General features: G+C 71.1%; 22 protein-coding genes. 19 read left to right on the top strand and 3 right to left on the bottom strand.

Features of this window, described 5'->3' with window-relative positions:
* Nucleotides 1–2: 2 nt before the first annotated feature.
* The 14 genes from VH914_15400 to VH914_15335 all read left to right on the top strand — a co-directional run bounded on the left by VH914_15400 (nucleotide 3) and on the right by VH914_15335 (nucleotide 14,997).
* A complete protein-coding gene (locus tag VH914_15400; GenBank protein HEX4492593.1) occupies nucleotides 3–1,565 on the top strand; it encodes a UDP-N-acetylmuramoyl-L-alanyl-D-glutamate--2,6-diaminopimelate ligase in 1,563 nt (520 codons plus the stop codon).
* Nucleotides 1,556–2,959, top strand: coding sequence for a UDP-N-acetylmuramoyl-tripeptide--D-alanyl-D-alanine ligase (gene murF / locus VH914_15395; GenBank protein HEX4492592.1), 1,404 nt, complete (start codon nucleotides 1,556–1,558; stop codon nucleotides 2,957–2,959). Before VH914_15400 ends, murF begins: the two co-directional genes overlap by 10 nt.
* Nucleotides 2,956–4,005, top strand: coding sequence for a phospho-N-acetylmuramoyl-pentapeptide-transferase (gene mraY / locus VH914_15390; GenBank protein HEX4492591.1), 1,050 nt, complete (start codon nucleotides 2,956–2,958; stop codon nucleotides 4,003–4,005). The genes murF and mraY overlap by 4 nt, the downstream gene beginning before the upstream one ends.
* On the top strand, nucleotides 4,002–5,375 hold the full coding sequence (gene murD, locus VH914_15385) for a UDP-N-acetylmuramoyl-L-alanine--D-glutamate ligase (GenBank protein ID HEX4492590.1): 1,374 nt from the start codon (nucleotides 4,002–4,004) through the stop codon (nucleotides 5,373–5,375). Before mraY ends, murD begins: the two co-directional genes overlap by 4 nt.
* The gene (gene ftsW, locus VH914_15380) at nucleotides 5,375–6,598 is read left to right on the top strand and encodes a putative lipid II flippase FtsW (protein HEX4492589.1); all 1,224 of its coding nucleotides are present in this window, start codon (nucleotides 5,375–5,377) and stop codon (nucleotides 6,596–6,598) included. The genes murD and ftsW overlap by 1 nt, the downstream gene beginning before the upstream one ends.
* 161 nt (nucleotides 6,599–6,759) lie before the next feature.
* Nucleotides 6,760–7,860 carry a UDP-N-acetylglucosamine--N-acetylmuramyl-(pentapeptide) pyrophosphoryl-undecaprenol N-acetylglucosamine transferase gene (locus tag VH914_15375; protein HEX4492588.1) on the top strand — a complete coding sequence of 367 codons (1,101 nt, stop codon included), beginning with the start codon at nucleotides 6,760–6,762 and terminating at the stop codon, nucleotides 7,858–7,860.
* Nucleotides 7,853–9,271, top strand: a complete 1,419-nt coding sequence (gene murC / locus VH914_15370) for a UDP-N-acetylmuramate--L-alanine ligase (protein HEX4492587.1) — start codon at nucleotides 7,853–7,855, stop codon at nucleotides 9,269–9,271. The genes VH914_15375 and murC overlap by 8 nt, the downstream gene beginning before the upstream one ends.
* Nucleotides 9,268–10,206, top strand: a complete 939-nt coding sequence (gene murB / locus VH914_15365) for a UDP-N-acetylmuramate dehydrogenase (GenBank protein HEX4492586.1) — start codon at nucleotides 9,268–9,270, stop codon at nucleotides 10,204–10,206. The genes murC and murB overlap by 4 nt, the downstream gene beginning before the upstream one ends.
* A 34-nt stretch (nucleotides 10,207–10,240) precedes the next feature.
* A complete protein-coding gene (locus VH914_15360) occupies nucleotides 10,241–11,089 on the top strand; it encodes an FtsQ-type POTRA domain-containing protein (protein HEX4492585.1) in 849 nt (282 codons plus the stop codon).
* A gap of 186 nt (nucleotides 11,090–11,275) precedes the next feature.
* Nucleotides 11,276–12,346 carry a cell division protein FtsZ gene (gene ftsZ / locus VH914_15355; protein ID HEX4492584.1) on the top strand — a complete coding sequence of 357 codons (1,071 nt, stop codon included), beginning with the start codon at nucleotides 11,276–11,278 and terminating at the stop codon, nucleotides 12,344–12,346.
* Nucleotides 12,343–13,026, top strand: coding sequence for a YggS family pyridoxal phosphate-dependent enzyme (locus tag VH914_15350; GenBank protein HEX4492583.1), 684 nt, complete (start codon nucleotides 12,343–12,345; stop codon nucleotides 13,024–13,026). Before ftsZ ends, VH914_15350 begins: the two co-directional genes overlap by 4 nt.
* 35 nt (nucleotides 13,027–13,061) lie before the next feature.
* Entirely contained in the window at nucleotides 13,062–13,598 is a 537-nt protein-coding gene (sepF, locus tag VH914_15345; protein HEX4492582.1) for a cell division protein SepF, read from the top strand.
* Nucleotides 13,599–13,643: 45 nt separating this feature from the next.
* Entirely contained in the window at nucleotides 13,644–13,889 is a 246-nt protein-coding gene (locus VH914_15340) for a YggT family protein (GenBank protein ID HEX4492581.1), read from the top strand.
* An 85-nt stretch (nucleotides 13,890–13,974) separates the two neighbouring features.
* Nucleotides 13,975–14,997 carry a DivIVA domain-containing protein gene (locus VH914_15335; GenBank protein ID HEX4492580.1) on the top strand — a complete coding sequence of 341 codons (1,023 nt, stop codon included), beginning with the start codon at nucleotides 13,975–13,977 and terminating at the stop codon, nucleotides 14,995–14,997.
* 109 nt (nucleotides 14,998–15,106) lie between these two features.
* On the opposite strand, the gene ileS is transcribed toward VH914_15335, so the two are convergent.
* Nucleotides 15,107–18,214, bottom strand: coding sequence for an isoleucine--tRNA ligase (ileS, locus tag VH914_15330; protein HEX4492579.1), 3,108 nt, complete (start codon nucleotides 18,212–18,214; stop codon nucleotides 15,107–15,109).
* 133 nt (nucleotides 18,215–18,347) lie between these two features.
* Between ileS and VH914_15325 the strand changes: the two genes are divergently transcribed.
* Entirely contained in the window at nucleotides 18,348–19,898 is a 1,551-nt protein-coding gene (locus VH914_15325) for a L,D-transpeptidase family protein (protein HEX4492578.1), read from the top strand.
* Nucleotides 19,899–19,949: 51 nt separating this feature from the next.
* Here VH914_15325 and VH914_15320 read toward each other — a convergent pair whose 3' ends face one another.
* Nucleotides 19,950–20,468 carry a hypothetical protein gene (locus VH914_15320; GenBank protein ID HEX4492577.1) on the bottom strand — a complete coding sequence of 173 codons (519 nt, stop codon included), beginning with the start codon at nucleotides 20,466–20,468 and terminating at the stop codon, nucleotides 19,950–19,952.
* On the opposite strand from VH914_15320, the gene VH914_15315 reads away from it, so the two are divergent.
* From VH914_15315 to VH914_15305, 3 genes are read left to right on the top strand one after another with little or no spacing between them, the layout of a single operon-like run.
* Complete coding sequence (locus tag VH914_15315) at nucleotides 20,455–20,919, top strand: TraR/DksA C4-type zinc finger protein (GenBank protein HEX4492576.1); 465 nt, start codon at nucleotides 20,455–20,457, stop codon at nucleotides 20,917–20,919. The genes VH914_15320 and VH914_15315 overlap by 14 nt on opposite strands.
* Nucleotides 20,880–21,485 (top strand): signal peptidase II, encoded by a 606-nt coding sequence (gene lspA, locus VH914_15310; protein ID HEX4492575.1) that lies wholly within the window; start codon nucleotides 20,880–20,882, stop codon nucleotides 21,483–21,485. Before VH914_15315 ends, lspA begins: the two co-directional genes overlap by 40 nt.
* Nucleotides 21,482–22,393: an RluA family pseudouridine synthase gene (locus tag VH914_15305; GenBank protein ID HEX4492574.1), complete on the top strand. Its 912-nt coding sequence runs from the start codon at nucleotides 21,482–21,484 to the stop codon at nucleotides 22,391–22,393. Before lspA ends, VH914_15305 begins: the two co-directional genes overlap by 4 nt.
* A gap of 99 nt (nucleotides 22,394–22,492) precedes the next feature.
* Here the strand turns inward: VH914_15305 and VH914_15300 are convergent, their stop codons facing one another.
* Nucleotides 22,493–22,900 (bottom strand): Rrf2 family transcriptional regulator, encoded by a 408-nt coding sequence (locus tag VH914_15300; protein HEX4492573.1) that lies wholly within the window; start codon nucleotides 22,898–22,900, stop codon nucleotides 22,493–22,495.
* Nucleotides 22,901–22,970: 70 nt separating this feature from the next.
* Between VH914_15300 and VH914_15295 the strand changes: the two genes are divergently transcribed.
* Nucleotides 22,971–24,077: an alkaline phosphatase family protein gene (locus tag VH914_15295; protein ID HEX4492572.1), complete on the top strand. Its 1,107-nt coding sequence runs from the start codon at nucleotides 22,971–22,973 to the stop codon at nucleotides 24,075–24,077.
* Nucleotides 24,078–24,147 lie beyond the last annotated feature (70 nt).

Here is a 24,147-nt window from a genome sequence, read left to right as displayed (position 1 = left end):
CCGTGCTGCTGCACGACCTCCTCGGCGGCGGCTCCCTCGGAACGACCGGACTCGACGACCCCGCGCCGGAGGGCGCCGCGGCGGGAAGCGGCGACGGGTTCGAGATCCGGGGCGACCCGGACGTCGAGGTCTGCTCCATCACGCACGACAGTCGCGAGGTCGCACGGGATGCGCTGTTCTGTTGCATCCCGGGCGGTACGACCGACGGCCACGAGTACGTCGCGGCCGCGCGCGCGGGCGGCGCGTCGGCGTTCCTCGTCGAGCGCTTCGTCGACGTCGACGGTACGCAGGTGCGCGTGCCGTCGGTGCGGCGTGCGATCGGTCCGATCGCGGCGCGCTTCTCGGGCGACCCTTCGCGTGCGCTCACGGTCCTCGGCGTGACCGGCACGAACGGCAAGACGACGACGTGCTACTTCCTCGAAGCGATCGCAGTCGCGGCGGGGAAGCGCGCGGGCGTGATCGGAACCGTCGAGACGCGCTACGGCGACGTGCACGAAGGCCTGCGGCATACGACACCCGAGGCGACCGAGCTGCAGGCGTTGTTCGCGCGCATGCGCGCGGCCGAGGTCGACACGGTCGCGATGGAGGTGTCGTCGCACGCGCTCGACCAATACCGCGTCGACGGGACGCGCTTCGCGGCGACGTGCTTCACGAACCTCTCGCAGGATCATCTCGACTACCACGGCACGCTCGACGCGTACCTCGCTGCCAAGGCGCGGCTCTTCGCGCGAGCGTTCACCGACCGCGCCGCGATCAACGTCGCCACGCCGGTCGGGCGCGAGCTCGCCGCCGGTGCGCGCGAGCGCGGGCTCGTGGTGATCACGTTCGTGCTCGCCGACGACGCCGACGACGCCGACCGCGAGGCCCCGGCGGCCGATGTCGAGGCGCGCGCGGTCGAGCTCGGCGCGCGCGGTTCACGCTTCGTGCTGCACGACCATCGGGACGCGAGCTCGGCGCCGGTCGAGATCGCACTACCGGGCCGGTTCAACGTCGAGAACGCGCTGGCGGCCGCCACGACCGCGCTGCTGCGCGGCGATTCCATGGAGACGGTGACGGCGGGCCTTTCGCGCCCGATCGTCGTTCCCGGCCGCATGGAGCGGGTCGACAACGACCGCGGAGTCGAGGTCATCGTCGACTACGCGCACACGCCCGAGGCGCTGCGCCAGGCGCTCGCCGCGTCACGCGCGATCGCGGGCGAGTCGGGACGCGTCATCGTCGTCTTCGGCTGCGGCGGCGACCGTGATCGCGAGAAGCGCCCGCAGATGGGTGCGGCGACGCGCGTGGCCGACGTCGCGGTCCTCACCTCCGACAACCCGCGCTCCGAGCGCGCGGCCGCGATCGCGGAGGACGTGATCGCGGGTGTGGGCGACGACGACGATCGCCTCGTCGTGGAGCTCGACCGCCGCACCGCGATTCGGGACGCGCTCCTCGTCGCGCAACCCGGCGACGTCGTGCTGATCGCGGGCAAGGGTCACGAGCAGGGTCAGACCGCGAACGGCAAGACGCTGCCCTTCGACGACCGCGTGGTCGCGCGCGAGGAGCTGGAGGCGCTGCGATGCGCCTGACCGCAGGCGAGGTCGCGCGCGCGGCCGGGGGCGAGGTCGTCGCGGGTTCCCCCGACGCCGTGATCAATGCGTTCACGAACGACTCGCGTTCCGTGCCGTCCGGCGGCACCTGCTTCGTCGCGTTGCGCGATCATCGCGACGGTCACGACTTCGTCGACGCTGCGTTCGCCGCCGGTGCGGTCGCCGCGATCGTGCACGAGGTCCCGAACGGATTCGTGCACGCGGGTGACCGCGTGTTGGTGCAGGTCGCCGACCCCGGACGCGCGCTGATAGCGCTCGCGAGCGCGGTTCGGACCCGACTCGCCGGGCTCGAGGTGGTCGGTATCACCGGATCGACGGGCAAGACGTCGACAAAGGACCTCACCGCCGCGGCCGTCGCCGCGGGTCGCGTCGTGCACGCGAACCCCGAGTCGTTCAACAACGAGATCGGATTGCCGCTGACGGTGCTCGGCGCCGACGAGCGCACCGAGGTGCTCGTCACCGAGATGGGTGCGCGTTTCATCGGCAACATCGCCGAGCTCTGCGCGATCGCACAGCCGCGCATTGGGGTCGTGACGAACATCGGCATGGCGCACACCGAGCACCTGGGTGGGCGCGACGGTGTGATCGCCGTGAAGGGCGAGCTGCTCGAGGCGCTGCCCGCGTCGGGCGTTGCGGTCGTCGATGCCGACGACCCGATCACCGAGCAGCTCGTCGCACGCACTGCCGCGAGCGTCCTCCGCTGCGGCCGCAGCGGCGACGCCGACGTGCGGCTCACCGAGTGTGCGCTCGACGATCAGCTGCGCGCCGCGCTCGTCGCGCGCACGCCGTGGGGCGAGGTCGAGACGCGACTGGCGGTGCGCGGCGAGCACCAGGCGATCAACGCGTTGTACGCGATCGCGGTCGCGGGCAGCCTCGGGCTCGCGCCCGACAGCATCGCGGCGGGACTCGCGGCGGCCACGGGCTCGCGGTGGCGGCTCGACCTCGAACGACGCGCCGACGGCGTCGTCGTGCTGAACGACGTCTACAACGCCAATCCGACGTCGATGGCCGCGGCGCTGCGGGCGCTCGCGGCGTTGCCCGCGACCGGTCGCCGCATCGCGGTGCTCGGCGACATGCGCGAGCTCGGCCGCGAGTCCGACGCCGCGCACGTCGAGGTCGGTGCGCTCGCGGAGCGGGTCGGCGTCGACGTGCTCGTCGGGGTGGGGGAGGGTGGCGCGCTCATCGTCGAGGCCGCGAACGGCGTCGAGACCCGCGTCGCGGTCGCCGACGCCGCCGGCGCGCTCGACGCGCTCGACGTGGTCGAGCCGAAGTTGCAGCGCGGCGACGTCGTTCTGGTCAAGGCCAGTCGCGCGGTCGGCCTCGAGCGCGTCGCCGACGGCCTGCTCCTCGAGCGCGATGGGTGTCGCACGTGATCGCGCTGTTCCTCGCCGTCGCCGCGTCCTTCGTCTTCGCGGTCACCACGACGCCGGCGCTCATCCGCTACCTGCGGGCGCGCCACATCGGCCAGCAGATCCGCGACGACGGACCGATCCCGCATCCGCACATCAACAAGACGGGCACGCCGAGCATGGGCGGGTTCACGATCGTCGGCGGCTGCGTCATCGGCTACTTCGCCGCGCACCTCCACCGCAGCACGAGCATCAAGTACTCGCGTTCGGGCATCACGCTGCTGCTGCTGATCGTCGGGCTCGGCGCGGTCGGGTTCATCGACGACTACCTCGGCATCCGCAAGCAGCGGAACCTCGGCCTGCGCAAGCGCGGGAAGCTCGTCGGTCAGATCTTCGTCGCCAGCGGCTTCGCGGTTCTGTGCCTGCACTGGGTGCACGCGTCGACGCACCTGTCGTTCACGCGCGACCTGCACTACAACCTCGGTTCGCCGGTGTGGTTCCTGTGGGCCGTCCTCGTGATCATCGGCACCGCGAACGGCGTGAACCTCACCGACGGGCTCGACGGCCTGTGCGCCGGGGCGTCGATGTTCGTGTTCGCGGTGTACACGATCATCGCCTTCTGGCAATTCCGGCACCTGGCGATCTACCAGGTGCCCGGCGCGCAGGCGCTCGACATGGCGACGATCTCCGCCGCGATGCTCGGTGGGTGCGCGGGCTTCCTGTGGTGGAACGCCGCGCCCGCGCAGATCATCATGGGCGATACCGGATCGATGGCGATCGGCGCCGCCGTGTCGGGCCTCGCGCTGCTCACCCGCACGCAACTGCTGCTGCCGATCCTCGGCGGCCTCTACATGGTCGAGACGCTGTCGGTGATCGCGCAGGTCATCTCGTTCCGCGGCTTCGGTCGGCGCGTGCTGCGCATGTCGCCGATCCATCACCACTTCGAAGTCGGCGGGTGGCAGGAGATCACGGTGACGGTGCGCTTCTGGCTCTTCGCGGGCTTGTGCGCGGCCGTCGGCCTCGGCCTCTTCTACGCCGACTTCCTCCGGCTCCCCGGAGTGCACGAATGAGCCCGGTGCTCGTCCTCGGGCTCGCGAAGACGGGGGAGGAGACCGCGACCGTGCTGCGCCGCGAGGGCGCCGACGTCACGATCGTCGAGGAACACCCGACCGGTTCCGAGCACGAGGCGCGTGCGCGTGCGACCGGCGCGACCGTGCTCGAAGGCGCGCCCGCCGAAGGATGGCGCGACCTCGTCGCGCGCTTCGAGCTCGTCGTGCCGAGCCCGGGCGTGCATCCCGATCACCCTGCGCTCCTCGCGGCGACCGCCGCGGGGGTGCCGATTCGCAGCGAGATCGAGCTCGCGGCCGAGCGCATCGCCGCGCCGATCGTCGCGGTCACGGGCACGAACGGCAAGACGACCGTGACGTCGCTCGTCGCAGCGATGCTCGACGCGTCGAGTGTGCGCGCGATCGCGGCGGGCAACATCGGGACGCCGCTCGTTCGTTACGCGGGCGCGCGACCGGAATGCGGAACCGACGTCGTGGTCGCCGAGGTCTCGTCGTTCCAGCTCGAGTTCACCGAGCGCTTCCACCCGCGTGTCGCAGTCTTGCTCGCGATCGCCGACGACCATCTCGACTGGCACGGCTCGTTCGCCGCGTACGAAGCCGCCAAGGCGAAGGTCTTCGCGAACCAGACCGCCGACGATCTCCTCGTGTACGACGGCGACGACCCGGTCGCGTCCGCGCTCGCCGCGACCGCATCGGCGCGCACGATCGCCGTGACCCTCGATCCGGCGCGCGCGGGCGCGGCGCGCGTCATCGACGGTGTGCTCGTCGACGCCGACGGCGCGCCGCTGGCCGACGTCGCGTCGCTCCCACGCGCGCTACCGCACGACCTCTCGAACTCACTCGCTGCCGCGACCGCTGCACTCGCGGTGGGCGCGACGCGTGAGGGAGTGCGTGGCGCGCTCGCGAGGTATCGGACCCTCCCCCACCGAGTCGCGCTGGTAGGCGAAGCTAGAGGCGTGCAGTTCTACGACGACTCGAAGGCGACGAACCCGCACGCCGCCGCGAGCGCGATCGCGGGCTTCGATTCGGTCGTGCTCCTCGCGGGTGGACGCAACAAGGCGATCGATCTCGACGTGCTCGCGCGCGACGTCGACCGCATCCGCGCGGTCGTCGCGTTCGGCGAGGCCGCGCCCGAGGTCGAGCACGCGTTCGCGGGGAAGCGCCCGGTGGTGCGCGCGGACTCGATGCGCGCGGTCGTGCACGCAGGTGCCGCGTACGCCGAAGCCGGTGACGTCGTATTGCTCTCGCCGGCCTGCGCGTCGTGGGACTGGTACGAGGGCGGCTACGAGGCGCGCGGCGACGACTTCGCCGCCGAGGTCGCGGCGTTGATCCAAGAGCTCGATGAGGTCGACAACTCCGGGGAGACTCGCTGATGGCGTTCATCGACGGCGCGATTCCGTGGCGCCGCGCCGAACCGCGCGCCGCCCGGGAGCGCGGCCACGTGCTCCAGGGTCTGCGGTCGCGCGTGTTCGCGCCGACGACGACCCTGTCGTGGGTGATCGTCGCGCTCGTGATCGCGCTGAACCTCATCGGCCTGGTGATGATCCTGTCGGCGTCGTCGGTGCAGGCGCTCACGAACTACGGGTCCGCGTGGTACGTCTTCGAGCGTCAGTTCGCGTGGGCGAGCATCGGCGCGGTCGCGTTCTTCATCGCCTCGCGCATCGACTACCACGCCTGGCAACGACACTCACGCGCGTTGCTGTTCCTCGGCATCGCCGGTCTCATGGCCGTGCTCGTGCCCGGCGTCGGCATCGAGGTCGAGGGCGCGCGCCGCTGGATCGGCATCGGCAGCTTCGTCGGTTTCCAGCCCAGCGAGGTCGCAAAGATCGTGCTGCTCGTGTTCACGGCCGACGTGCTGACTCGCCGCGCCGACCGCATCGACGACTGGCGCTCGACCGTGCTCCCCATCGTCGCGGTGCTCGCGGCGTTCGCAATGCTCGTGATGATGGAGCCCGATCTCGCGACGAGCATCGAGCTCGGCTTCATCGTCGTGTCGGTGTTGATCGTCGCGGGTGTGCCCGGCCGGGTGCTCGCGAAAGTGTTCGGCGGGCTCGCGGTCGTGACCACGATCGGCGCGCTCGTCGAGCCGTACCGGCGCGATCGCATGCTCACGTTCCTGCACCCGTGGCACGACGTCGCGAACAAGGGCTACCAGATCTCGCAGTCGCTCATCGCGCTCGGCAGCGGTGGCGTCACCGGCGTCGGGCTCGGCAACGGGCGGGCGAAGTGGCAGTTCCTTCCGGCCGCGCAGACCGACTTCATCTTCGCGATCATCGGGGAGGAGCTCGGCCTCTTCGGCACGCTCATGATCGTCGGACTGTTCGTCGTGCTCGCCGTCGTCGGCTACCGCATCGCGATGCGCGCCCCGGACCGCTTCGGCGCGCTGCTCGCGGCCGGCGTGACGACGTGGGTCGTCGGCGCGGCGGTGCTCAACATCGGCATGGTCACATCGGTGCTGCCGGTCTCGGGCGTGCCGCTGCCGTTCCTCTCCGCCGGCGGATCGTCGCTCGTGATCCTCATGATCGCGGCGGGCATGCTCGTCAACGTGGCCCGGAGGTGCGACGATCGGGTCGCCGACGCGCGCTCTGAACGGTAAGGCGCAGGCCGGAGGCGCGGTCAGTGCAGGGATGATGTGGAGCTCATCGGATCGAGCGCCGCGGGTCGGAGCCGCATGAGCGGTCGGGCGCAGGCCGGAGGCGCGGTCGGTGCAGGGATGATGTGGAGCTCATCGGATCGAGCGCCGCAGGTCGGAGCCGCATGAGCACAGTCGACGGAGCGCCGGTGTTCGCGCTGCTCGCGGCGGGCGGAACCGGAGGCCATACCTACCCCGCGCTCGCGCTCGCACGCGAGCTCGAAGCGCGCGGTCACGCGCGCGGGTCGGTGCGGTTCGCCGTCGGCGACCGCGGCTTCGAGCAGCGCATCGTCGGTGACGCGGGCTTCCCGCTCGACGTGCTGGCGCTCGACACCGGCCTGCGCCGGAGCATCTCGTTGGAGAACGCACGTGTGATCGCGAGCGCGTTCCGGGCAACCTGGCTCTCTCGCCGGCTCGTGCGGCGCTTCCGGCCGCGCGTGGTCGTGGGCTTCGGGAGCTACGTGTCGCTGCCCGTCGTCGTCGCCGCGCGTGCGGCGCGCATCCCGACGATCGTGCACGAGCAGGACGCCGCGCCGGGTCTCGCGAACCGGCTGTCGGTGCGACTCGGCGCGCACGGCGCCACCTCGCTCCCGGACACGCCACTGCGCGGCGCTCGGCTCGTCGGCAACCCCGTCCGTCCCGAGCTCGCCGGCCTCGTGCGCGCGCCGACCGCGCCGCCGCTGCTCGCCATCGTCGGCGGATCGCTCGGTGCGGGAACGCTCAACGAGACCGCGCTCGGGCTCGCCGAACGCTGGCGCGATCGCGACGACGTCGCGGTCCATCACGTGAGCGGTCCCCGCAACTTCGACGAGTGCGAGCAACGCTTCCGTTCCGTCCGTCGCCCCGGCGACCGGCTGGACTACACCCTCGTGCCCTACGAGGACCACATCGACCGGCTCTACGCGCGCTGCTCGCTCGTACTCGGTCGCGCCGGATCGGGATCGGTCGCCGAGCTCACCGCCGCGGGGGTGCCCGCGGTCTTCGTGCCGTTGCCGGGCGCGCCGAGCGACCACCAGATGCACAACGCGCGCACGCTCGAGCAGCACGGCGCCGGCGTCGTCGTGCCCGATGCCGAGTGTGATGCCGCTCGCGTCGACCCGCTGCTCTCGAAGCTGCTCGCCGACCGCGACGGGCTCGACGCGATGGGCCGCGCCGCCCGTGCGATGGCGCGCCCGGACGCCGCGGCGCGTCTCGCGGACTACGTCGAGGAGCGCGCGCGTGGCTGACGTCGATCACTTCGACCTCGGTGCGCCGCGCACGGTGCACGTCGTCGCGATCGGCGGCGCGGGTATGAGCGCGATCGCGCGGTACCTGCACGCGCTCGGTCACCGTGTCACCGGCTCCGACCAGCGGCACTCGAAGCTGCTCGACCGGCTCGCCTCCGAGGGCATCCCGACGTTCGTCGGGCATGCGGTCGAGCACCTTCCGGAACCCTGCGACGCCCTCGCAATCTCCACCGCGGTGCGCGACACGAACGTCGAGGTCGTCGAGGCGCGCCGGCGCGGCATCCCCGTGCTCTCGCGGGCCGACATGCTCAGCCTCCTCGTCGCGACGAGCTCGAAGGCCGTCGCAGTGTCGGGAACGCACGGCAAGACCACGACGACGGGCATGGTCACGGCGGCCCTGCGCGCGGGCGGGCTGCATCCGAGCTTCATCGCGGGCGGCGTCGTCGTCGGTCTCGGCACGAACACCGCGCGCGACTCGGGGGAGTGGATCGTCGTCGAGGCCGACGAGAGCGACGGTACGTTCCTCCGGCTGCCGCGCGACGCGGTCATCGTCACGAACGTCGAAGCCGACCATCTCGACCGCTGGGGCACGTTCGACGCGCTCGTCGCCGGGTTCGAGGAGTTCGTGCACGGGGCAAGCGGCCCGCGCGTCGTGTGCATCGACGATCCAGAGGCGGCAAAGCTCGCTGTGGGTACCGACGCGATCACCTACGGGTTCGACGACGCCGCGCGCTACCGCGCGAGCAACTACCGCAGTGAGCTCGGCGGTTCGAGCTTCGACCTGGCAGTCGACGGCGGCGTTGCCACGACGATCCCGCTGCGCATGCACGGCCGCCACAACGCGCTCGACGCAACCGGCGCGGCCGCGCTCGCGCTCGAGCTCGGGGTCCCAATCGACGCGGTGCGCGACGGACTCGCCGGCTTCAGCGGGATGGCGCGCCGTTTCGAGCTTCGCGGCGAGTGGAACGGCGGTGCCTACTACGACGACTACGCGCACACCGCGAGCGAGATCGCGGCGACGCTCGCGCTCGCTCGCGAGGTCGCCGCCGGCGAGGCGGAGCCCGGGCGCGTCGTCGCGGTGTGCCAGCCGCATCGCTACACGCGCATCAGCCGGCACGCGTCGGAGTTCGGCGATGTCTTCGTCGACGCCGACCTCGTGATCGTGACCGGACTCGACGGCGCGTCCGAGGATCCCATCCCTGGGGTGACGGGCGAGCTCGTCGCGAACGCCGTGCGCGAGCGCCATCCCGAAGCTCCGGTCGTGTACCTGCCCGAATGGGAACAGCTGCGCGACATCCCGTGGCGGTTCGGTCGGCCGCACGACGTCGTCGTGACCCTCGGCTGCGGCGACATCACGCGGGTCCACGACGACTGGATCCAGGAGGCGAGGCGCCGGGGAGAGCGCGCGTGATCGGGCTCGCCGACGCGGCCGCGCGCCTCGAAGCCCGCCTGCCTCCCGGTCGGGTGCAGCGCGACTTCCCGAGCGGCGAGCTCACGACCTACCGCGTCGGCGGCCCGCTCGCGGTCCTCGTGCGGGTCGCGCACGAGGACGATCTCGGTCCGCTCGCCGCCGCGCTGCGCGACCTCGATCTTCCATTGGTCGTCGTCGGAGCGGGTTCGAACCTGCTCGTCGCCGACGCCGGTTTTCCCGGCATCGCGGTGATGCTCGCCGCCGACTTCGAGCACATCGCGATCGACACCGGGGCCGGCCTGGTCACGGCGGGCGGGATCGCGCGGCTTCCCGTGGTCGCCCGCCGGGCCGCGCGCGAAGGCGTCGCGGGGCTCGAGTTCTACGTCGGCATCCCCGGCAGCGTCGGTGGTGCCGTGCGCATGAACGCGGGAGGGCACGGACGGGAGACGCGCGATGTGCTCGTCGATGCGCGTCTGGTCGACCTGCGCCGGGGCGAGGTCGAGACCCGTGCGAACGCGGACCTCGGCTTCGCGTACCGCCACTCGAACGTGGGCGCGGACACCCTCGTGCTGTCGGCGCGGTTTCGCGTCAGCGCCGACGAGCGCGCCGCCTGCGCGGCCCGCATCGACGAGATCGTCCGGTGGCGACGCGAGCACCAGCCCGGCGGCGCGAACGCGGGCTCGGTCTTCTCGAACCCTCCCGACGACAGCGCGGGTCGGCTCATCGACGCGGCCGGGCTCAAGGGTCTGCGCGTCGGCGGTGCGTCCGTGAGCACCAAGCACGCGAACTTCATCCAGGCCGAGCCCGGTGCGACCGCGCACGACGTGCACGCGCTCATCGGTGAGGTGCGCCGTCGGGTCGTCGACGCGACCGGCATCGTGCTCGAGCCCGAGGTGCGCCTCGTGGGATTCGGAGGTACCGATGGCGGCGCCTGACGATGGCGACACCCGGTCACGTGACGAAACCGTCGTGGCCGAAGTCGTCGACATCGATCTCACGCAGCTCGAGCGCGACGACGGACTCGATGGCGCGCCCATCGCCGCGTCGCCGCTCGCGGTCGACCCGCGCATCCACGCGCGCCGGATCGAGGTCGAGCGCGAGCACGACCGCCGCCGGACGCGACTGCTGCTCGCGGCGCTCTCGCTCTTGATCGTCGCGGGCGGGGCGCTGCTCGTCGTGCGCTCACCGTTCCTCGACGTCGACCACATCGTGGTGACCGGTGTACCGCAGGGTCGTGCCGCCGCGATCGTCGCTGCGAGCGGGGTCCACCGACGCGACCCGCTGCTGCTGGTGTCGACCGGCGCGATCGCGCGCCGCATCGATCAGGTGCCGGGCATCGGCTCGGCCGAGGTCACGCGCGATTTCTCGGGCACGGTTCGCATCCACGTCCAACAGCTCGGCATCGCGTTGTGGGCGCGCAAACCCGGGGGCGGTGTCGTGCTCATCGGCTACGACGGCCGCGTGCAGCGGGCCGCGCCGACGCCGCCGCCGAACGTCATCGAGCTGCGAGGGCTGGCGAAGGTGCCCGCGACCGGGGGCCGCATCGCGGTCGGCAGCGTCACCGGGGTCATGTCGGAGTTCCCGCGCAACTTCGCGCAGCGGGTCGGTGCGATCAGCGCGTCGAGCGCGAACGATGTGCGCGTGTACTTGGTCGTCGGGGGAGAGGTTCGGCTCGGCGATCTCACGCTGCTGCGGAGCAAGGGCACGGTCGCCGAGTCGGTGCTCGAGCGCATCGACTGCGCCGTGACCTACGTCGACGTCAGCTCGGTCGCGAACCCGGTCGCGATGCCCGCGCCCGGCGCGCACTGCAATGCGTGATTCGTGTCTGCAACTCCTGATCACGTGTGCGCGCGAACGCAGGCGCACGTTGACCATGAGGGGTGCCTCCGGTACAGTCTCGACCCGCAGCACAGGTTGACATAAGGCTAAACCTGCACTGAAGGTCGAGACTCTGGGACGTTTGCCCTGGTCCGCCGGCCGCGTCCCTCGAGGGAAGGGTCCTCAATGCTCGGCAATCCGCAGAACTACCTCGCGGTGATCAAGGTGGTCGGCGTCGGCGGCGGCGGTTGCAACGCCATCAACCGCATGATCGACGCGGGATTGAAGGGCGTCGAGTTCATCGCCGTGAACACCGACGCGCAGTCTCTCTTGCTGTCGGACGCGGACGTGAAGCTCGACATCGGTCGGCAGCTCACGCGCGGGCTCGGCGCCGGCAGCGACCCCGAGGTCGGACGGCAGGCGGCCGACGAGCACCGCGAGGAGATCGAGGAGGTCCTCAAGGGCTCCGACATGATCTTCATCACCGCGGGCAAGGGCGGCGGCACCGGCACCGGCGGCGCGCCGGTCGTCGCGGAGATCGCGAAGAACATCGGCGCGTTGACGATCGGCGTGGTCACCCGACCCTTCGGGTTCGAGGGGCGCCGCCGTTCGGTGCAGGCCGAGGCCGGCATCCAGAAGCTGCGCGAGAAGGTCGACACGATCATCGTCATCCCGAACGAGCGCCTGCTGCAGGTGTCGGACGAGAAGACGTCGATGCTCAACGCGTTCAAGATGGCCGACGAGATCCTGCTGCAAGGTGTGCAGGGCATCACCGACCTCATCACGACGCCCGGTCTCATCAACACCGACTTCGCCGACGTGAAGATGATCCTCACGAACGCGGGCTCCGCGCTCATGGGTGTCGGCTACGCGTCGGGCGATGGTCGCGCGGTGGCCGCGGCGCGGTCCGCGATCTCGAGCCCGTTGCTCGAGGCGAGCATCGACGGCGCGCGCGGCATCCTGCTCAACGTGAGCGGTCCGTCGGACCTCGGACTGTTCGAGCTCAACGAGGCAGCCGAGATCATCTCGCAGTCCGCGCACCCCGATGCGAACATCATCTTCGGCGCGGTCGTCGACGACACGCTCGGCGACGAGGTTCGCATCACGGTGATCGCCGCGGGCTTCGACCACTTCGGCGAGAGCCGACCGGGACTGCGGCCGAGCGGTGAGCTCGGACTGCGCGACGACGAGACGTTGGTCGGGAGCGAGCTCAGCCTCGGCGACGACGACTTCGACGTCCCCGAGTTCCTGCGCTGAGCGAACCGGCCTCGATCGCGCAGCGTCTCGCGGAGGTCGAGGCGCGCATCACGCGCGCGGCAACCGAGGCCGGACGCGCGCGCGACGACATCACGCTCGTCACGGTGACGAAGACGATCGGCGCGGCGCGCGTACGCGAAGCCATGGCGGCCGGCGCGACGGATCTCGGCGAGAACCGCGCGCAGGAGCTCGTCGCGAAGGCTGGGGAGATCGCCGAGGTTCCGGCCGGCCCCGCGCGCTGGCACTTCATCGGCCGGCTGCAGCGCAACAAGGTCAAGACGCTCGCGCGTCTCGTCGACCGCTGGCACTCGATCGACCGGGTCGAGCTCGTCGATCCGCTCGCCCGGCACGCCCCGGGCGCCCGGGTGCTCGTCGAGGTGAACCTGTCGGACGAGCCGCAGAAAGGCGGTTGTCGACCCGAGGACACGAGTGTGCTTGTCGACCGGCTACGAGGCGGGGGACTGGTCGTCGACGGTCTGATGACGGTGCCCGCCGCGGAGGGTGACCCCCGCCCGACGTTCGCCGCACTGCGCGAAATGGGCCAATCGCTGGGCCTGTCCGCGCTCTCGATGGGTATGACGGGTGACTTCGAGGCGGCGATCGGCGAGGGCGCGACGATCGTGCGGATCGGCTCCGCGATCTTCGGTCCGCGCTCCGGAGCCGCGGGTCTGCGACGATAGGGTTTCGTCGCGAAGGAGCGAAAGAACGAGGAATCATGGCGACATTCCGCAAGGCTCTGGAGTACCTCGGTCTCGTCGACTCGGATGAGGATTACGGCGACGACGAGTACTACGACGACGAGTATCTCGACGAGGAGCCGGTGCCCGTCGCCGCGGGGCGCGGTGCGCGTTCGCACGCCGCCGCGGTGCAACAGCACCAGCCGGAGCCCGTCGGTCCCGTGACCGTCGTGCGGCCCGTGCCGCGCGAAGCGCCGTCGGATCCCGTGACGAGTCGCCCCGCTGTCGTGCGCACGCTCGCGGCGAAGGTGCACGTGATGGAGCCCGAGGGCTTCAACGACGCGCAGGACGTCGGCGATCGCCTCAAGGGCGGACAGCCCGTCATCCTGAACCTCCAGGGTGTCGACCGCGACCTGCAGCGCCGGTTGATCGACTTCTCGAGCGGTCTTTGCTACGCGCTCGGCGGCACGATGGAGAAGGCGGCGGATCAGGTGTTCCTGTTGACGCCGTCCGACGTCGAGGTGTCGCAAGAGGAGAAGGGTCGCCTTCAGGCACGCGGGCTCTACCGCGCCTGATCGCGCGCACCGCCGCTCGCCCCCGCGTCGAAGCCAGGAGCTCGAGTGGCGCACATCCTGCATCTGTTGATCGGCGTGTACCTCGTGGTGCTGCTCGCGCGTGCGGTGTCGTCGTGGTTCCCGCCGCCGGCGCACGGATCACCGTTCACGATCGTGCTGCAGATCGTCCACGACCTCACCGAGCCGTTGCTCGCGCCATTGCGACGCGTGATTCCACCCGCAGGGATGTTCGATCTGTCGTTCACGGTGCTCTTCTTCATCTTGATCATCCTGTTCCAAATCATTCGGTAGCCGTTCATCGCTCACCAACCGAGCAACTCGGTGCGCGGCCGTGCCGAACCACCACTTCTCGCGGTGGGATCGTTACAGTGTCCGAATGGACGTAACTCCTCGCGAACTCCGTGATGTCGAGATCCGCGAAGCGTTTCGCGGTTACAACCGGGACGAAGTCAACGACCTGCTCGAGCGGGCCGCCGTCGCCATCGAAGGCATGAGCGAGAAGGTGCGCGTGCTCACCGAGCGGTTGAGCACGCAGGGCGAGTCGTCCGGTGGTGCGAGCGGCAGTTCGCGCGGTGAGACGGAAGACATGTTGCACCGCACGCTGCTCCTCGCGCAGCGCGCGTCCGACGAAGCGATCGCGGAGGCGCAGGAGAAGGCGGCCGCGATGGTCGAGGACGCGGAGACCCGCAGTCGGCGCATGCTCGCCGATGCGGCGATCGAAGCGCGCCGCACGACCGAGTCGGAACGGCACCGCCTCGAGCACGAGATCAAGGAGCTGCAGGCGCGCCGTGAGCTGTTGAGCACCGACGTCGACGGGCTCGAGCACTTCGAGACCGAGTACCGCGCCCGTCTCACGACCGCGATGGAAGCCGACCTGCACGCGATCGAACGCGACCTCGAATCGATCCGCGTGCGTTCGGCCGCCGCGCCGGGCGAGCGTCCGACGTTCAACGACGACGAAACGATCGACCCCGCGACGATGGAAGTCGACGTGCGCGCGTATCTCGACGACAAGGCGCGTCCGCTCGTCGGCTCGGGCGGCGGCGGACCGAACGACAGCGAAGCGGAACCCGCGCCGACCGCGTCCGCGCCGACCGCGTCCGCGCCGAGCGACGTTGTCACTGCGAGCGCGGACACGCCGACGCCGGACACGGGCGACACGGGCGCCGTCGATGGCGACGGCGACGGCGACGGCACGACGATCGATCTCTTCGGTGAGGAGCAGGCCGCGAGCGAAGCCGCCGCGCTCGACGACGACTCGTTCTTCGCGTCATTGCGCGACGCGGTGCGCGACGACGCACCGCTCGGTCCCCGCGACGACTCCGAGCGCGCGTTCTTCGATCAGGACGACTCGAAGGACGCGCCGACGTTCCGCGAAGCCTTCAAACGCCGGCGCTGACGGTCGGGATCGCAGGCTCGCCCGACTGACGCCTCAGCCTCCGAGCGAGGGCGCGCTGCTCGCTTCGCTCGCGCGCGGATGCGGGAACCGTTGCTTCGTATCGGCTCCGTCAGACCTTCTGCAGGGCGATGGCGAGGGGCTGGCCGTCGATGACGGCGTCGTCGTCGGGGCCGCCGGACTCGGCGATCTGGAGGTCGACCGCGAGCACCTCCCCCGCGATCCACCCGGCGTGCGTCCGGAGGGCGTCGGCGAGCTTGCCGCCGACGTACAGCGTGAGCCGGATGCGGTCGGCGAGGTCGAGGCGGTCGGCCTTGCGCCGGTCGTTCACGAGCCGCACGACTTCGCGGGCCGCGCCCTCGGCGCGGAGGGCGTCGTCGAGCGTGAGGTCGAGGGCGACCGCGAGCTCGCCGTCCTGCGCGAGCGTGAGGTCCTCGTGCTGCTGGGCGCGCACGACGAGGTCGTCGGGACCGAGCGTCACCGTCTGACCGTCGACGTCGAGCGTCACCGAACCTTCCTCGTCGAGCGCGCGGCGCACGGCGGCGCCGTCGAGCGCGACGACGAGCTCGCGCACGCGCGGTAGGAGCTTGCCGAGCCGCGGACCGAGCGCCTTGAAGTTCGGCACGACGGTGTAGTCGAGGAGCCCCTCGAGCGAAGCGACCGTCTCGACCTGCTTCACGTTGAGCTCGGTCGCGATCTCGGCGACGACTTCGTCGCGCAACCGCACGTGCGACGGCAGCACCACGAACGCGCGCGGCAGCGGCTGCCGGGTACCGATGCGCGCGTCGACGCGCGCCGATCGCCCCAGCGACGTGACCGCGCGCGCGAGATCCATCTCCGCGTCGAGGGTCGGGATGCGCCGGCTCGCGTCGGCGACCGGCCAGTCGGCGAGGTGCACGGACTCGGAGGTCGACGCGAGGTTCGCGTACATCTCGTCGGCGACGAACGGGCAGTACGGCGCGAGCAGCAACGTGACCGTGCGCAGGCATTCGTGCAACGTCGTGTGCGCGGCGGGGTCGGACGACTTCCAGAAGCGCGGGCGCGAGCGGCGTACGTACCAGTTCGACAGCTCGCTCACGAACTCTTCGAGCGCCTGCGCGCCGCTCAGCGCGTCGAACGACGAGAGCGCGTCGGTCACCGCAGTGACGGTCGCGTCGAGACGCGACCGCACCCAGCGGTCGAGCACGTGCGTCGGATCGGCTACCGCGGCGTCGGACGCCTCGGGCTCCCAACCGTCGAGTCGCGCGTACGTGACGAAGAACGAGTAGGTGTTCCAGAGCGTGATGAGGAAACGCCGCGTCGACTCGTCGATGTTGTCGACGTTCACGCGCCGAGGCACCCACGGTGAGCCGACGGAGAACATGTTCCAACGCAGTGCGTCGGCGCCCCGGCTCTCGAGGATCGTGCGCGGGTCGATGACGTTCCCGCGCGACTTCGACATCTTCTGGCCGTCCTGGTCGAGCAGCAGCCCGAGGCACACGACGTTGCGGTACGGCGTGTGCCCGAACACGAGCGTGTTCACCGCGAGCAGCGAGTAGAACCAACCGCGCGTCTGGTCGATCGCCTCGCAGATGAAGTCGGCGGGGAAGCGCCGCTCGAAGACATCGCTGTTCTCGAACGGGTAGTGGAACTGCGCGGCGGGCATCGAGCCCGAGTCGAACCACGCGTCGAGCACCGGCTCGATGCGGAACGCGCGACCACTGCAGTCGGGACACGTGATGACGACGTCGTCGACGTAGGGGCGGTGCAGGTCGAGTCCCGACAGGTCGCTGTCGGCGAGCTTTGCGAGCTCGGCGACGGAACCGACGCAGGTGTCGTGGCCGCAGTCCTTGCAGCGCCAGACCGGGATCGGCGTACCCCAGTAGCGATCGCGCGAGAGGGCCCAGTCGACGTTGTTCTCGAGCCAGTTGCCGAAGCGGCCGTGCTTGATGTGCTCGGGATGCCAGCCGATGCTCTCGTTCTCGCGCAGGAGGTCGGCGCGGTGGGCCGACGTGCGCGCGAACCACGTGGGCTTCGCCCAGTAGATCAGCGGGGTGCTACAGCGCCAGCAGTGCGGATACGAGTGCGTGTAGTCGACTGCGGCGACGAGCCGGCCGCTCGCGCCGAGCTCCTCGATGAGCGCCGGATCCGCGTCCTTCACGAACGTGCCGCGGTGTTGCGGGACGCGTGCGTCGAAACGCGCGTCGGGCCCGACCGGATTGAGAACGGGAAGGTGCTCGACGACGGCGACCTCGCGGTCGATCTCGCCGAACGCGGGTGCGAGATGCACGATGCCGGAACCGTCGTCGACGGTCACGAAATCGGCGGCGACGACGCGGTTCGCGTCCGCTTCGATCGGCAGCACGGTGAACGGCCGCTCGTAGTGCAGCCCGACGAGGTCGCTCACCGCGACCGTCTCGACGCGGTCGACGCCTTCGCCGAGCACCGCGTCGACGCGTGCGGACGCGAGCACGAGATCGCGACCACCCTGCGGGTCGCGCACGCGCACGTACTCGACGTCCGGGCCGACGGCCGCGGCGACGTTCGAGATCAGCGTCCACGGCGTCGTCGTCCACACGACGAGGTCGAAGTCGCGATCGACGACGGGGAAGCGCACGTAGACCGACGGCTCGGTCACGTCGCGGTACGCGTCGGGCTGACCGAGCTCGTGGCTCGAGAGCGCGGTGCCGCAGCGGCCGCAGTAGGGGACGACCTTGTCGCCCTCGTAGATGTCGCCCTGCTCCCACATACGGTGGAAGAGCCACCACACGGTCTCGATGAACTCGTTGTCGAGCGTCCAGTACGCGTTCGCGGTGTCGAGCCACATCCCGATGCGGCTGGTGAGGCTGCCCCAGTCCTCGACGTAGCGGTGCACCGACTCCCGGCAGCGCTGGTTGAACGCCTCGATGCCGAAGTCCTCGATCTGGTGCTTGCTCGTGAGGCCGAGCTCCTTCTCGATCTCGACCTCGACGGGCAGGCCGTGGCAGTCCCAGCCGCCCTTCCGCGCGACGTGGTGGCCCTGCATCGTGCGGAACCGCGGGAAGACGTCCTTGAAGAGGCGGGCCCAGACGTGGTGGATGCCCGGGCGCCCGTTCGCGGTGGGCGGGCCTTCGTAGAAGACCCATTCCGACGAGCCCTCGCGGCGGCGGAGGCTCTCGGCGAACACGTCGTGCTCCCGCCAGCGCGTCAACACCTCGTGCTCGAGCGCGACGAGGTCGAACGGGCCGACGGGCTGGAACATGACCGCAGGTTAGAACGCGACCGTCCCGCTCCCGGAGATCGTTCCGGCCGCGATCGCGGCCCGCTCGGCAGGCTCCGAAGCGCTCGCGGTACTCTCGCCGCCCCCGTCCGGCTCGCCCTCTGGAGAGTCTGCAGTGCTGCTCGACTTGCCGCGCCGTTCTCGTGTTCTCACCGCGCTCGCTGCCGCCGGCGCGCTCGCCGTCGCGTCGTTCACCGTCGCGCTCGGCGCCGCGCCCGCCGCGAGCGCGTCGACCCGTGCGACCGCGACTCCCGCCGCCGCGCCGACCGCGGCGTCGACGACCGTCGCCGGCGACGGCACCGTGCTCGCGTTCGGCGCCGCCGGCTTCTACGGATCGACGAGGAACCTGCGCCTCGCGCAGCCACTCGTCGGCTCCGCGCCGACGCCGTCCGGTCACGGCTACTGGCTCGTTGCGTCGGACGGCGGTGTCTTCTCCTACGGCGACGCGCGCTTCCACGGCTCGACCGGCGCGATCCACCTGAACCGGCCGATCATCTCGATGTCGTCGACGCCGAGCGGCAACGGCTACTGGCTCGTTGCCTCCGACGGTGGTGTGTTCTCGTTCGGCGACGCGCGCTTCTTCGGCTCGATGGGCGCGACGCACCTCAATGCGCCGATCATCGCGATGACGCCGACGCCGACAGGGAACGGCTACTGGTTGCTCGCGTCCGACGGTGGGGTGTTCTCGTTCGGCGACGCGCACTTCTTCGGATCGACCGGCGCCATCCACCTGAACCAGCCGGTCGTCGGCATGGCCGCGACGCCGGGCGGCCACGGCTATTGGCTCGTCGCGCGCGACGGCGGCATCTTCTCCTACGGCGACGCGCACTTCTTCGGATCGACCGGTGCGATGCACCTGAACCAGCCGGTGATCGGCATGGCCGCCGCGTACACGGGTGCGGGCTACTGGCTCGCGGCGCGCGACGGCGGTGTCTTCTCGTTCGGCAACGCGCCGTTCCAGGGCAGCGGCGTCGGCCACGTCTCCGCGCTCGACCAGGTGATCCAGATCACGGGTCTGCAGCACGCGCTCGGTTACCGCATGCTCGCGGTTCCGCTGCCGTTCGACACGCCGTTGCTGTCACCCGGAGCGAGCGGCGCCGCGGTCGTCGCGCTGCAACAGCATCTGCTCGCGCTCGGCTACTGGCTCGACGGGGCGACGGGGTCGTACGGCGCGACCACGCAGCAAGCCGTCTACGCGTTCCAGAAGGTCGAGGGCCTGCCCCGCTCCGGCGTCGTCGACATCCAGACGAGTCAGCGGCTCAAGACCGCGACGCGGCCCACGCCCCGCTCGACGTCGGGGTACGTCGCCGAGGTCGACCTCGCGCACCAGGTGATCATCATCGAGAACAACGGCGTCACGCTGTGGGTGATCAACACGTCGACCGGCTCGGGGAACGCCTACACGCTCGACGGGGTGCGCTACACCGCGCAGACACCGCTGGGTCACTTCACGGTGTTCCGCGCCATCGACGGTCCCCACATGTCGCCGCTCGGTGAGCTGTTCCGGCCGCGGTACTTCACGGCGACCGGCATCGCCTTCCACGGATCGCCGTCGATCCCGCCGTATCCGGCGTCCCACGGCTGCGTACGCATGTCGAACCCGGCGATCAACTTCATCTGGGCCGCCAACATCCTGCCCTTCGGCACCGCGGTCTGGGTGTACTGACGACCGCGCTCCGCGCGCTGCGGGAAGGCGCGCGACCCCACATGAGCATGGCTACAATCCCGCGCCCTGCCGGGCTGGCCGCGGGTCGCGCCGCGAGCGCCGAGGGAGAGGGAGTTCGCTGATGGCCAAGGAAACGCGCACGACCGGGGCGACCGCATCGGGACGCCGGACGAGCGCCGTCTCCAAGGCGGCGAAGGTGGCGGCGAAGCCGGCGCGCACGGTCGCCAAGGCGGCCGCGGCGGCCAAGCGGGTCGTGAAGCCCGCAAAGGTGGCCCCGAAGAAGAACGCCAAGCCGGCGGCGAAGACCGCCTCGAAGGCGACCAAGTCGCGGAAGTTGCCCGCCGCGAAGCCGTCGAAGCCCGCGAAGAGCGCGGCCAAGGCCACGAAGGCGCCGCCGAAGAAGGCGGCGCCGGTCAAGGCGGCCGCGAAGAAGGCCCCGGCGAAGGCGCCGGCCAAGGCCGCGGCGAAGGCGCCCGCGAAGAAGGTCACGACGAAGGCGCCGGTCAAGGCCAAGGCGAACGAGAAGGCGCCGGCGCCCGCGAAGAAGCCCGTCGCCGTGAAGCCGGCCAAGCCCGCGTTGGTTCCGAAGCCGGCCCCGAGCCGTCCGGTGCTGTCGGAGGTCGTCGCCCGCAAGCACCGCACCCCCGCGGTCGCCGCGAGCACGATGGAACGGCTGAAGGTGCTGCTGCTCGAGGAGCTCGGTCATCACACTCGTCAGGCCGAGGGCCTGCTCGCCGACGCCGATGCGCTGGCCAACGAGCGCGAGCCCGGCGACACGCAGTTCGACGAGGAGTCGGGCGAGGGCGACACGCTGAGCGTCGAGCGCGAGCGCGATCTCGCGCTGTCGAACGCGGCGCGCCAGACGGTCGACGAGATCGAGAAGGCGCTCGCGCGCATGGAGGACGGCACCTACGGCTACTGCGAGGTGTGCGGTGACCGCATCCCGGTGCCCCGACTCGAGGCGATCCCGTGGGCCGACCAGTGCGTGAAGTGCAAGTCGCGGGGAGAGCGGCGACGCTGAGCGGTGCCGGCCGGCCGCACCCGCCGGACGCGGACGCGCCGCCGGCGTCGTACCGGCGGGTCGCGTGGATCGGTGCGTTCGTCGCGTTGATCGTCGCGGCGGATCAGGTGACGAAGAGCATCGCGGTCGCGCGGTGGTCGTTCGAGCCCCACGAGATCGTCGGCAGCCACGTGCAACTGCTCGTGACGCGCAACTCCGGCAGCGCGTTCAGCCGGTTCCAGAACCTCACGCCGGTGCTCGCGCTCGGCGCGCTCGTCATCGCGATCGTGCTCGCGCGCGCGGCGCGTCGTGAGTCGGACCGCGTCACGCTGTGGGCGCTCGTGCTGCTGCTCGGCGGCGCGCTCGGCAACCTCGGCGACCGGATCGCGCGTTCGCCGGGCTTCTTCCGCGGGCACGTGGTCGACTTCGTGCAGGTCGGATGGTGGCCGGTGTTCAACCTCGCCGACTCGTGCGTGACGATCGGCGCGGTGCTGCTCGTCCTGCGCGCGTTGTTCCCGCCGCGTGCGGTATCCGATCTCTCCGATCCCCCCGATCCGTCCTCGCCTTCTGCTCCGGCGGCGGCGTGACCGAGGTCGTCGTTCCCGACGAGCTCGCGGGGGAGCGCGTCGACCGGGTCGTCGCCCTGCTCACGGGATGGAGCCGGGCCGACGTGCAGACGCTGCTCGAATCGGGCGACATCGTCGTCGGCGGTGCGCGTGTCCCGAAGAGCCGGCGGGTCGAATCGGGCGACGTCATCGAGGTGCGCGGTGAACCCGCCGTCGACGCGCTGCCGGAAGCGGAAGCGGTCGACGTCGTCGTCGCGCACGAAGACGCCGACGTGATCGTCGTCGCGAAGCCGGTCGGTCTGGTCGTGCATCCGGGTGCCGGGAACGAGCACGGCACGCTCGTGTCGGGATTGCTCGCGCGCTATCCCGAGATCGTCGACGTCGGCGATCGCACGCGACCGGGCATCGTGCACCGGCTCGATCGCGAGACGAGCGGGTTGTTGGTCGTCGCGCGTTCGGCGCGCGCGTACGACTCGCTGGTGGAGCAGCTCGCAGGGCGCAGCGTCGAGCGCGTGTACGACGCGCTGGTGTGGGGCGTGCCCGACGCGCGCCGCGGTGTCGTCGACGCGCCGATCGGGCGTTCGGAAGCGCGACGCACGCGCATGGCCGTGCGCGCGGAGGGTCGCGCCGCGCGCACCGCGTACGACGTCGAGCAGACCTGGTCGACGCCGGTCGTCGCGCGCCTGTCGTGCCGGCTCGAGACCGGGCGCACGCACCAGATCCGTGTGCACATGGAGGCGATCGGTCATCCGATCGTCGGCGACGCGACCTATCGCGGCGTGCGCGACTCGATCCCGCTGCGCCGGCCGTTCCTCCACGCGACCCGGCTCGCGTTCGACCACCCCGCGACCGGAGAGCGGATCTCGTTCGACGACCGGTTGCCGCCCGACCTCACCGGCGTTCTCGCTGCGCTCGGTCCGCCCGACTGATTCTGGTCGCGCTCGCTGAGCTCGCCGCTCCGTGACGCGGGATGGGAGTGGGCGTGGTCGCGCTGCTCGCGTCGCTCGCGCGCTCGGCCACTCACGCGCTCACGCGTGTCCCTTGCGGGTGCGGACGACGAGGTCGGCGAGGGTGAAGCGGTCGAGGACCTTGCGGGTCTCCTCCGACAGCTCGACCCAGACCTCTTGGAGGACGCAGTGGCCCTCGCAGTGGTCGTGGTCGTCGACGAGCGCGGGCTGCGGGCCCTCGACCGCGGCGACGACGTCGGCGAGCGTGATCTCCGCCGGTGTGCGGGCGAGCACGTAGCCGCCGCCCACCCCGCGCTTGGAGCGCACGAGCCCCGCACCCTTCACCGAGAGCAGGATCTGCTCGAGGTACGGCTGGGGCAGCCCCGTGCGTTCGGCGATCTCCTTCACCGACGTCGGCCGTTCCTCGCCGTGGAGTGCGAGCGACAGCAGCGCGCGGGCCGCATAGTCGCTGCGAGTGGAGACCTTCACCGCCCCATCGTAGAGAACGCCATCCGGGATTGGCGCCGGGCCGGTCGCTCGAACCCGTACTCTGCGGCCCATGGAGCCGGTGGCGGGCGCACCTGTCCTCCCGCAGCTCGACGGAGCATCGGTGGCCGGGCTGATCCCCGCGCTCGTCGGCGGCCGTCCCGCTCCGTGGTTGCCCGAGCCGGTGCGCGACGCGAAGTGTGTCGTGCTCCTCGTCCTCGACGGGCTCGGCGCGAACGAGGTCGAGGCGCGCCCGGACGTGCTGCGCGAGCTCTCGGCGATGGAGGGTGGTCGCATCACGACCGTCGTGCCGTCGACGACCGCGACCGCGCTCACGTCGATCGCGACCGGGCTCGCGCCCGCGCAGCACGGAGTCGTCGGCTTTCGCATGCTGGTCGACGGCGACGTGCTCAACGTGCTGCGGTGGCAGTCGAGCGCGCGCCGCGCGCCCGATCCGTTCACCGTGCAGCGGCACGACGCGTTCCTCGGCCGTTCGGTGCCGGTGGTGACGCGACTCGAGTTCCGCGACACCGGCTTCTCCGACGCGCACCTCCGCGGCTCGATCTTCATCGGGTGGAAGACGGTCGCGACGCTCATCGAGCACTGCCGGTTGCTCGCGCTCGCGGGCGAGAAGTTCGTGTACGCCTACTACCCGGGTGTCGACGAGGTCGCGCACGCGTACGGGCTGCACGACACCTTCTACGCGCGCGAGCTCGCGACCGCGGATGCGCTCGTCGGCGCGCTCCTCGACGCGCTGCCGTCCGACACCGCGCTCCTCGTGACCGCGGACCACGGACAGGTGCACCTCGAGCCCGAGTCGTGGATCGAGATCGACGAGCTGCACCCGATGATCGACAAGCAGGCGGGCGACGGTCGGTTCCGCTACCTCTACGCGAAGCCGAACCAAGCGCGCGACCTGGTCGCCGCCGCGCACGAGAAGCTCGACGACGTCGCGTGGGTGCTCAGCCGCAAGGAGCTGCTCGAGGCGGGTTGGCTCGGCACCGGCGCGACCGGCAGCATCCCCGGCCGCCTCGGCGACGTCGTGCTCGCGGCCCGCGAGCCCGTCGCGTTCGTCGACCCGGCGCTGCCGCGCGAACGGTCGCTGCGCTCGGCCCACGGCAGCCTCACCGCCCAGGAGATGTGGGTGCCGCTGCGCGCGGCGCGGGGCCGGGCGAACTGATCCTTCTCGCTCGCTCCGCTCTCGCCTTCGGCCGCGTGGGAGGCAGGTCGTCCGTTGCCCTGCCGTCGGC

It is taken from the genome of Acidimicrobiia bacterium, from assembly GCA_036271555.1.
Classification (GTDB): domain Bacteria; phylum Actinomycetota; class Acidimicrobiia; order IMCC26256; family PALSA-610; genus DATBAK01.
This window is presented reverse-complemented; position numbering and strand designations above follow the sequence as displayed.